Raw genomic sequence first — 2,956 nt, 5'->3', positions numbered from 1 at the left:
CTACTGTCGTCCTCGGGCNTAGAACTACTGGTGTCCTCGAGCGTGGAACTACTGGTGTCCTCGGGCATGGAACTACTGGTGTCCTCGGGCATGGAAGTACTTGCTTTTTTTGATGACTCTGTAATCACCGCATCGAGAGGCATTTTTTTTAGTATAGATTGAGGTTCTATAATTGCATTAGCTGTCGTATTATCAGCTATGACAGTTGAAGCTTTTGTAACTGTATCACAGAGCGTTTGGTTTGGAATCCATGTACTTAAATCAGAATCAGGCATTGCATTCTTAAAAGCGGCTGTAGCTTGTTTTATAAAATTTACCCATAGTGTGAGATATTTATCTTCAGGAGCAACGGGCCATCCTGGAACATCAAATTCCAGCTTAATTTTCCTGTATTCAGATGGGAATACAGATTCGTTTTTAGATATTGCGCGCAACATAACAAAATAAGCAACTATTCGCGTATCTATCATAGTAACAATAGGTTTATTTTTTGATGATAGTTCACTTTCTATTAAAGGAAAATCTTTGGTTTTATTTTGCTCATCTAAACTTTTTATTTCATCTAAATAGAGCTTAAACGCATTTTTTATTTCCAGAATTGCCTTTTTCTTTTTAGCATCATTCTTTATTATTTCAGCGAAAACATGATGTACCTTACTAATATAAGCGTATATTTCTACTGAAGGCTCGAACGTTACGGTTTTCTTAGGTGGCATAATTAAGCAAATAGAGTAATTTTAAAGAGCATAGTGTACCTATATGTCATTGAAATGAAAAGCATAAAGTAAAAAAAATGAGCATATCGAACATACCCAGGAAGTCATGATTGAACTTGAAATCAATAAACAATATACCCTTTAGACATCCTGAAATAATATTGAAAGAACCACACACAGGCTCTTTTTTTTTACAGTCATGACCTGATTAAAAATGCATTGAACATGCTAGCTCAGCTATGAGCTCGACTGGTAGCTTAACTAAAAAACTTGCACCGACTTGCTGAAAACCTAAGGCTTTATAAAAATTATGAGCCACTACCCGTTTAAGATTACTGGATAAAACCAGTTTATAACAATCATTTTCTGCACATACTTGCTGCGCAGAATTTATCATGAATTTCCCTACTCCTTTTCCTTGCGTTTTAGGTGCAACCATCACATCTTCCACGATACCTAAAGATTTAGCCTGATGAACCAAACTAGGCGTTATTAATAAAGCAAAAGTCCCCACGATCTGCCCTTCTAAAAGAGCGACATACACCGTGTAATTGGGATAGGTCATCATTTTGTTATATATAGCCACCGCTTTCTCAGCAATTAATACCTTGCCATTATCCATATCTGGTTGTGCATAGAGGCTAAGGATCACCGGCAAATCGTTTGCGCGGGCTTTGCGTAATACTAAATCTGAAGGTATAGGGCGAAAAGATAAATTGCTTTTATCACACTTCATTTTCTGCTCCAAATCCATCACAAAACATTTACCATGCTGCTCAAAGTGAGCTGATTCATTACCTATCAACGAAATAGCCATCGATTCATTAGGCAAACACAGTTTATAACAGTGAGATCTGCTGCATTGCTGAATAGAAAAATCCATTATTTTTTGTTCTATGCTTTTTTTGGGTACGTTTAAGTCAAGAACGACATCATCAAGAAGCCCCGCTGGAGCACCTTCATGCGCTAAATTATCCATGATTAATAAGGAAAAAGTACCAATACATCGCTTGTCATCGACTATGATAAACAAAGTATAATTAGGATATAACTTCATTTTCTCAAGTAATTTTTTTGCACTTTCAATTGATAAAACGTGATTTTCTTGTACATATAAGTCCTTAATCAGAGCCAAATCATCCACTTTAGCCGGCCTTATCACTAGAGTCATAATTGTTTCTCCCTAAACAAAATATTATTAATGTTAAAATTATGACGTGGTCAAGCAAATTGACACACCCAGTTAAGCAACTTTCTTCATTTCACCCCAAACTCTTTCAAACTGATTTGGATTCATATACTCAAGGTGCGAATGCAGCCTGAAACTGTTATAAAACATAGTGATGTAATTCAAAATATCCTGCTGAGCTTCATAGCGTGTTTGGTATTGCTTCCATTGCACTTGTTCTTGTTTTAATGTTCCAAAAAAGCTTTCAGCTACAGCATTATCCCAACAATCGCCTTTTCGACTCATGCTCCCGATGCAGCCATGAAGCTGTAATAAATTTCTATAGTCATGACTCGCATATTGTGATCCACGATCAGAATGAACGATCAACCCACGCGTTGGCTTTCTTTGCCAAAGTGCCATTTTCAGAGCATTACACACAAGATCTGCAGTCATTCGAGAAGCCATGCTCCATCCAACTACTTTTCTAGAAAACAAGTCTATGACAACGGCTAAATACAACCAACCTTCTTGGGTATGAATGTATGTGATGTCTGATACATAAGCTTGATCGGGACCCGCAACATTAAACTGGCGATTAAGCACATTCTCAAATATAGGCTTTTTATGGTTGCTATTGGTGGTGACTTTATATTTCTTTCTATATCGAGCAAAAACGTCTGCTTCTCTCATGAGACGACGAGTCTTTTTTCTTCCAACAGGATATCCTTGCGCGTTTAATGCCTTCATTATCCGACGACTGCCATAACTAAACTTGCTCGATTCAGATATTTTTTTAGTCCACTCCAATAGCTCATCATGTTCCGGAGCTGTTGGCTTTCCTTTCTTCCGTCTTTGAGAGCTGTAAAAGCTATTTCGATTAATGCCCAAGAGTTGACACATAATATCAACTGGCCAGGTCTTCTTATGTTGGGCAATAAACGAGTACTTCACTTCGTTTCTTTGGCAAAGAGGTGAGTAGACCAGCGGAACTTCCCCGCCAGCCCCTCTCAAAACGGAGCGTGAATCTCTCGACTCACTCCGCTTCCACTAAGCAAACGCACCTGGTCTT

General features: G+C 38.0%; 1 protein-coding gene and 1 pseudogene. Both read right to left on the bottom strand.

Annotation, left to right across the window (positions count from 1 at the left end):
* Nucleotides 1-924: 924 nt before the first annotated feature.
* Nucleotides 925-1,887, bottom strand: a complete 963-nt coding sequence (locus tag LDG_RS19900; RefSeq protein ID WP_006871492.1) for a GNAT family N-acetyltransferase — start codon at nt 1,885-1,887, stop codon at nt 925-927.
* A 72-nt stretch (nt 1,888-1,959) separates the two neighbouring features.
* A pseudogene (locus tag LDG_RS11250) lies at nt 1,960-2,853 on the bottom strand (IS3 family transposase); the annotation flags it as partial.
* Nucleotides 2,854-2,956 lie beyond the last annotated feature (103 nt).

Origin of the sequence: Legionella drancourtii LLAP12 (genome assembly GCF_000162755.2) — a bacterium.
In the GTDB taxonomy this organism is placed as follows: domain Bacteria; phylum Pseudomonadota; class Gammaproteobacteria; order Legionellales; family Legionellaceae; genus Legionella; species Legionella drancourtii.
The sequence above is the reverse complement of the archived record's forward strand: the minus strand, read 5'-3'. Positions and strand labels throughout refer to the sequence as shown.

Coding starts and splice junctions, on each gene's coding strand:
- LDG_RS19900 (WP_006871492.1), bottom strand. CDS start 1,887: ATGACTCTAGTGATAAGGCCGGCTAAAGTGGATGATTTGGCTCTGATT.